Here is a 7,669-nt window from a genome sequence, read left to right on the forward strand (position 1 = left end):
TCCCAGATTTTTTTCTATTCGATGCTAACCAAGAGCTAGTTTACCGAGGTCAATTGGATGATAGTCGTCCTAGTAATGGGATACCAGTTACCGGTAAGGATTTACGAGCAGCTATTGATGCGGTGCTAGGGTCGCAACCGGTGAATTCTGAGCAAAAGCCTAGTATTGGTTGCAATATTAAGTGGAAGCCGGGGAATGAACCAGCTTATTTTGGTGTTTGATATGTTGTTGAATTGAGAATGAAGAATGTAGAATTAAGAATGAAGAATGCAGAATGAAGAATTAAGAATGAAGAATGCAGAATGTAGAATTAAGAATGTAGAATGAAGAATGTAGAAGAATGTAGAATGAAGAATGTAGAAGAATGTAGAAGAATGTAGAATTAATAATTTAGAATGCAGAATGCAGGGTGTTGCTGAATCAAGGAATGAATAGAAGTAGAGTGGGCTACTGCCCGCCCGAAAATCTATTGAAACTGGCAAGATGCCAGTTCCACCAAGATGCCCATTCCACAAAACTCTTAAAATCATTCCATTATTAAGCAACGCCGAATTCTCAATTCTCAATTCTCAATTCTCAATTCTCAATTATTAATTCTTAATTCTTAATTCTCAATTCTCAATTCTCAATTCTCAATTCTCAATTCTCAATTATTAATTCTTAATTCTCAATTCTTAATTATAATCCTCACCGAACTGAGAACTGTTAAAAGATTAGATATTATACTCCTCTGCCCATTTCTTTAGCTCCTCCAGAAATCTCAGGGCTGTGCGACCAAAATCTGTGATCTCATAGGCCACAGCAATGGGCTTGGTACTGATTACGTTACGGTTGACTAGGCCCGTATCCTCCATTTCTCTAAGTCGCTGGGTCACCATTTTTTTGCTAGCTCCCCCGATCTGACGCGCCAGATCGTTGAACCGCATCGGGCCATCCTTGAGATGCCAAAGAATCGATCCTTTCCATTTGCCACCCAAAATCCGCATTCCACGCTCGATTGGACAGGGGCTGAGACAGGGGTCAATGGCCTTCTTGATGCGTTCGCTATCGGTTTTGATCTCGATGTCGCTATCAGTTTCGATGTCGATGTCGCTATCTGTGTCAATTTCGATATCGCTATCTGTTTCCATGTCCATGAAGGAACTCATATTTTATACCTGGTTACTAAACGTATACTAGTTGACTATCGTAACTTAAATTTTTACCATGAAGCAATACATGAAGCAATAACTGTACACATTATCTGATGGGAGGAAGTAGTCTGATGAAAACCCTGCTTTTGATTTTGGGCAAAGAGACTAAGGAGTTCGCCAAAGGCCGCTACAATCAAGGTCTTTTCGAGATAGCAGTGGAGATATTGAAAGATCGATACAAGCTCCTGACCACTGTTGTGGAAGACGGCTACAACATTCCAGAGGAGATTGCGAAATTCAAGCAAGCTGATACGGTGATTTTTCAGTATCCCGTGTACTGGTTCATGATGCCGTCAACTTTGAAGCGTTACATAGACGATGTCTACGCCTATGGTGAGTTTTTCGGGCACAGTAATGGCTCATACGGATCGGGTGGCCTGATGAATGGCAAGAAATTCATGCTGTCTACTACATGGAATGCGCCCGCCGACGTCTTTAATAATCCCAATAGTTTTTTTGAAGGACTCTCACTACAAGAGGTGCTGCTGCCCATGCGTAAGAGCCATGAGTTTTGTGGCTTCGAGGAATTGCCCCATTTCGCGTGCTACAACGTCATCAAAAATCCACAATTTGACGCTGACCGAGAACGGTACATCAGTCACCTAAAGATGGTGTTTCTTGACCCCGACCATGATTTAGGTGTTGAAGTGGCGAAGCCTCTGTCTGCTCCGTGCTCCAAAGCTCATTAAAACTAACTCAAGCGTCAATATCTCATCCAAAGAAAAATCATGACGAAACAAGCTGAGATTCATCTTTACACTGCATCGACTATGAACGGATGGAAGCCGCTGATCTTTCTTGAAGAAGCAGAAGTGGACTATGAGATGACCTATATTGACTTTTCCAAAAAAGAACAAAAGTCAGACTGGTACAAGTCTCTTAACCCCAACGGGCGCATCCCGACCATCGTGGATCGTGGTAATGACGATTTTGTGGTTTTTGAGTCGGGTGCGATTCTTTGGTATCTAGCTGAGAAATATCAAAAGTTCCTTCCCGAGGGGGAAAAAGCTCGATCCCAAGCGCTTCAGTGGCTGATGTTTCAGATGAGTGGCATTGGACCGATGATGGGTCAGGCGATGTACTTTCAGCGGATTGCAGAACCTCAAGGGCATCGTGATGAATTTGCCATCAAGCGCTATGGGTCAGAATCACGAAGGCTACTGGAAGTCTTGGATCAGCAGCTTGAGGGGAAAACTTACATCCTTGGCAATGAGTTCACTATTGTAGATATGGCCACTTATCCTTGGGCACGAGCTTATTACTGGGCGAAAGTATCGGTGGATGGGCTGAAAAACCTTCAAGGCTGGTTTGACCGTATTGATGCCCGACCTGCAACTCAACGGGCACTAGAGCTCCCTAAACCCTTTCCTGCCTTTTTTGGTAAAGGGGATGTGGCTGCGGCAGAAGCTGCTAATTCCGCACGTTTTCAAAGTGATATTAAACCATAAGCCATGGATGATGGAAACAAAAATTAACACTCGGGGAAATAAAAATGTGATAAAATCCTAGTCGTTGATCAGGGAAGATTGGGCAAAGCAAAATTTTTGTCCAAGGTGTTTGTTTGCCAAAAATGTTGGTCAAAAATAAGCACATCCCTTGATTTGATCCAATAAAAGGCTATCTATACCTTTTTGACTGTTTACAGTTAACTGTTAACCGTTAACTATTGATTGCCCCGGGATCTTCTTTTTAGGGTTAGATATAGAGGATTATTAAGGGATAAATTATGTCAAAATCCCGAAGAGTTGGGGAAAATTCAGCTCCTATCCTCTTGAGATCTGCCCCCCTCAGTCTAAATCGAGCAATGTTACAGCTGTGCCGATCTTCCGGTGGTAAGCTCGGGAGCAACTGTTGACAGTTAACGGTTAACACTGAACAGTGAACCAAACTATACACCTTATATCTTCTTTGATTAACACTGAAAAGTCAACCAAACTGTACAGGTTACATCTTCAGGTGCGCTTGACCTTGGCGAATTTAATTCTTAATAGGTCAAGGGCACCTAATTAACGTCTTATCAACACGAAAAACCAATGATTCTTTACCGACAAAAGAAATTTAGCATTTTGTTTGGCAGTCTCTTAATCGTTGGGGCATGGTGGTTACCTGTCCAAGCTCAACAGACCACTAATTCACCCAATGAGCAAGCGGTTACGACTGAAGATTCAACTATTCCGAAAGCGGTTACTACTGCAGATCCAACTATTCCGATTGAGGAGCTAGAGCTATTGCTCAAGCCATTCACTAAGGATGAGCTGGATGGTGAAGCTCAGGGGTGGATGTCCTTGCTTAAAACTAAAGTTAAAGAACTCAGCGATGCGGAAATTGCTGTCAAGCGCAAAAATCGAGAGCTTCAAAAAACTAAGGAAGCTGTTGATGCCCTAGAAGATGCCAAAAAGGCTCTTGAGGAAGGGACTGAGCCATCCCCATCAGGTGGCGTAAAAGCTAAAGAGGGGGCGGAAGAAGCACAGGAAGCTCTCGAAAAAGCTCAGGAGTCAGTAAAAGAAGCAGTCAAACAAGGAGAAAAGACCGAGCAGGATAAAACCTCGCAAGGGGCGATTGATCAAGCAGTTGAAGGTACTCAACAGCAGAAAGATAAAGCCAAAACCTCAAGCTCAGAAGAGGAAGTTGCTAAGGTTCAAGAGCAGATCGGGACAATTAGCAACAAAGTCGTTACGGATGAACAAGAGCAGAAAAAGACTGAACAGGGACTGGAAAAAGCCAAAGAAAACATAGAAGAAGCGGTCGAGGCGAAGGCCGAAGTTAAAAAGCAAGTACTGGTCAACATGACCAGATTGCGGGATGAACGCACTGCTTTGAGCGATCGCTTTGAGGTGGTACTTCAAGAGCTGGAACTTAAAGGCGGTGATGTCAAGTCGTACAAAAAATACATCGATGCCATCAGTGGGATTAAGGTAGACGTAAGCGACACTGAAGGAACCTGGATTACCATCGTCGGCTGGCTCCAGTCTAAAGAAGGAGGTGTCCGCTGGGCGAATAACATTGGCAAATGTATAGGAATCGTTGCTGGTTTTAGCATCCTATCGGTGATCTTAAGTACACTCCTCGAGAAATCTTTGTGGATGTTCCCGAATATTTCAGTGATGTTGGGTCAGTTCTTGGTTAGTCTAACCCGCCAAGGATTATTTGTGGTGGGTATTATTGTAGGGATTACTGCCCTAGAGGTCAGTATTGGCCCACTGATCGCTATGATTGGAGCTGCTGGTTTTGTGGTAGCATTTGCGTTACAAAGTACCCTCGGTAACTTTGCCAATGGGTTAATGATATTACTCTATAAACCTTTCGACGTGGGGGATATGATTGAAGTAGCTGGGGTAAAAGGAGAGGTTGAGGATGTTAACTTAATTTGCACCACCATCAAGACTTCTCGAAATAAAATTATTATTGTGCCCAACAATTCAGTCTGGGGTAACGTTATCGAGAATGAAACCACTAGCCCCGTCCGCGCTATGTTTATCACAGTAAGGGTCAGCTACCAAAATAGTATTACTCAAACGAGCCAAGTTCTTAAAGATATTGCTAACTCTCATCCTTTAGTATTGAAAGACCCAGAACCTTGGATTACGACCGGTGAATTGGCTGAATATGCTGTTAAGATTTGGTTTAAAGCATATACTAAGACAGAGGATTACTGGACTGTCTATCCTGACATCAATCGAATTATAAAAGAAAGATTAGAACAAGAGGGAATTGTGATCCCACTGCCGAGACAGGAACTATACATTAGCGAATCTATGGCTAAGGAAGAGGGCAGTATGGCAAAAAGGTTTAAAGACAATGACCTTCCCCTAGAAGAAGTTATGCCCAGATAGCAACTCCTTGCGCTCCATAGCTCTCTCCCCAAGGGTTAAACCCCACATTCCGCAGATTAATTTGTAGTATGCAAAGTAATACGCTAATCCTGTGTACCTTGGGGATTTTTTACATATTAATATTTAATTATATAATTAGCTATGTTTTATAGGCTACACATAAATCGTGATAATTACGTACTACACGGTGAAGTGCGGAATGTTGGTTAAAGGATGCTTTAATTAGCAGCCAGGTAAATAAAGATATGATAAAATCATAGTCGGTGCTCAGGGAAGATTGGCCAAAATTTTTGTCCAAGATGTAAGTTGGATGAAAAATGTTGGTCAAAAATAAGGATATCCCTTGATTTGAGCCAATAAAAGGCTATCTATGCATTGTTAACTATTTATAGTTGAGTGTAAAATTTTCACTATTCACAGGTGCATCTTAAGGTTGTAAATCTATAACTCAAGGAACTGGACAAGTGTTTTAGCCTTCAATGGTCGTATTTTTCCAAAAGCGATGCAGCGAGGTAGCACGGTCTTGGGGAGCCAGCGCGGTCATAGGGGGAACCTCTATGAGCAACTGCCGTGGTTTCCCCCACTCGCGCTTGGGATCAAGACAGTGAGATGCAGCCACTATTGACTGCCCCCGGCTCTTCATTTCTTGGTTAGATACAGAGAATTAGAAAGGCATAAATTCTGTTAAAATCCCCAATATTTGCGGAAAATTCAGATCCGCTCCTCTGGTGCTCTACCCCCCTCAGTCTAGATCGAGCAATAGTTACAGCCCTGCCGATCTTCGGAGGGTAATCGGGGAGCAACTATTCACACTCAACGGTTCACACTCAACAGTGAACCAAACTATACAGGTTGCATCTTCATTGTCTTGATGCAGTCGCTCATGGGGGAAACCCCCAAGACCGCGCTGCATCGCTGGTTCACACTCAACAGTGAACCAAACTATACACGTTACCTCTTCATTAACGTCTTATCAACACGAAAAACTAATGATTCGTTACCGACAAAAGAAAATTAGCATTTTGTTTGGCAGTCTCTTAATCGTTGGGGCATGGTGGTTACCTGTCCAAGCTCAACAAAGCACTAATGCACCCAATCAGCAAGCAGTTACAACTGCAGATCCAACTATTCCGATTGAGGAGCTAGAGCTAATGCTCAAGCCCTTGACTAAAGATGAGCTGGAGGGTGAAGCTGAGGGGTGGATGTTCTTGCTTAAAACTAAAGTTAAAGAACTCAGCGATGCGGAAATTGCTGTCAAGCGCAAAAATCGAGAGCTTGAACAATCTAAGGAAGCTGTTGATGCCCTAGAAGATGCCAAAAAGGCTCTTGAGGAAGTAACAGACACTAAAGAAAAAATAGAGACTGAGCCATCACCATCAGGTTCTGTTGAAGCTTTAGACGCTGCACAAGAAGCACAGGAAGCTCTCGAAAAAGCTCAGGAGTCAGTAGAAGAAGCGGTAAAAGAAGAAGAAAAAACCCAGCAGGATAAAACCTTGCAAGGGGCGATTGATAAAGCAGTTGAAAGTACGGAAGAGGATAAAAATAAAGCCAAAACCTCAGACGAGGAAGTTGGTAAGGTTCAAGAGCAGATTGGGACAATTAGCAACAAAGTCGTTACGGATGAACAACAGCAGAAAAAGACTGAACAGGGACTGGAAAAAGCTCAAGAAAAGATAGAAGAAGCGGTAGAGGCCAAGACCGAAGTTAAAAAGCAAGTACTGGTCAACATCACCAAACTGCGGGATGAACGGGCTGGTTTGAGCGAACGCTTTGAGGTGGTACTTGAAGAGCTGGACACTAAAGGTGGTGATGTCGAGTTGTACAAAAAATACGTCAATGCCATCAGTGGGATTAAGGTAGACGTAACTGACACTCAAGGAACCTGGATTACCATTGTTGGCTGGCTCCAGTCTAAAGAAGGAGGTCTGCGCTGGGCGAATAACATTGGCAAATGTATAGGAATTATTGCTGGCTTTAGCATCCTCTCGGTGATCTTAAGTACACTCCTCGAGAAATCTTTGGGAATGTTCCCAAATATCTCAGTTATGCTGGGTCAGTTCTTGGTTACTATCACCCGCCAAGGATTATTTGTGGTGGGTATTCTTGTAGGGATTACTGCCCTAGAGGTCAGTATTGGTCCACTGATAGCTATGATTGGAGCTGCTGGTTTTGTGGTAGCGTTTGCTTTCCAAAGTACCCTCGGTAATTTTGCCAATGGGTTAATGATTTTGCTTTATAAACCTTTCGACGTTGGCGATATGATTGAAGTAGCTGGAGTAAGAGGTAATGTTCAGGATGTTAACTTAATTTGTACCACCATCAAGACTTATCAAAATAAAATTATTATTGTGCCCAACAATTCAGTCTGGGGTAACGTTATCGAGAATGAAACCAGTAGCCCCGTCCGCGCTATCTTTATCACGGTAAGGGTCAGCTACCACAATAGTATTACTCAAACGATCCAAGTTCTTAAGGATATTGCTAACTCTCATCCTTTAGTATTGAAAGATCCAGGCCCTTGGATTGATACCGGTGAATTGGCTGAATATGCTGTTAACATTTGGTTTATGGTCTATACTAAGAGAGAGGATTATTGGACTGCCTATTGTGACATCAGCCGAATTATAAAAGAAAGATTTGAAA

5 protein-coding genes and 1 pseudogene are annotated in these 7,669 nt (G+C 42.8%); 5 read left to right on the forward strand and 1 reads right to left on the reverse strand.

Annotation, left to right across the window (positions count from 1 at the left end; translation table 11 throughout):
* Window positions 1-221: pseudogene (locus F6J94_RS26330) on the forward strand (thioredoxin family protein); the annotation flags it as partial.
* A gap of 492 nt (window positions 222-713) precedes the next feature.
* Here the strand turns inward: F6J94_RS26330 and F6J94_RS26335 are convergent.
* The gene (locus tag F6J94_RS26335; protein WP_293045611.1) at window positions 714-1,130 is read right to left on the reverse strand and encodes a helix-turn-helix domain-containing protein; all 417 of its coding nucleotides are present in this window, start codon (window positions 1,128-1,130) and stop codon (window positions 714-716) included.
* Window positions 1,131-1,264: 134 nt separating this feature from the next.
* Between F6J94_RS26335 and F6J94_RS26340 the strand changes: the two genes are divergently transcribed.
* The 4 genes from F6J94_RS26340 to F6J94_RS26355 form a co-directional block, all read left to right on the forward strand.
* Entirely contained in the window at window positions 1,265-1,882 is a 618-nt protein-coding gene (locus tag F6J94_RS26340) for an NAD(P)H-dependent oxidoreductase (RefSeq protein ID WP_293045612.1), read from the forward strand.
* Between the two features lie 39 nt (window positions 1,883-1,921).
* Window positions 1,922-2,641 carry a glutathione S-transferase family protein gene (locus F6J94_RS26345; protein WP_293045614.1) on the forward strand — a complete coding sequence of 240 codons (720 nt, stop codon included), beginning with the start codon at window positions 1,922-1,924 and terminating at the stop codon, window positions 2,639-2,641.
* A gap of 585 nt (window positions 2,642-3,226) precedes the next feature.
* Entirely contained in the window at window positions 3,227-5,026 is a 1,800-nt protein-coding gene (locus F6J94_RS26350; RefSeq protein ID WP_293045615.1) for a mechanosensitive ion channel domain-containing protein, read from the forward strand.
* 932 nt (window positions 5,027-5,958) lie between these two features.
* A partial coding sequence (locus F6J94_RS26355; RefSeq protein ID WP_293045617.1) for a mechanosensitive ion channel domain-containing protein occupies window positions 5,959-7,669 on the forward strand: 1,711 nt, incomplete at its 3' end.

The sequence above is a fragment of the Moorena sp. SIO1F2 genome, from assembly GCF_010672755.1.
In the GTDB taxonomy this organism is placed as follows: domain Bacteria; phylum Cyanobacteriota; class Cyanobacteriia; order Cyanobacteriales; family Coleofasciculaceae; genus Moorena.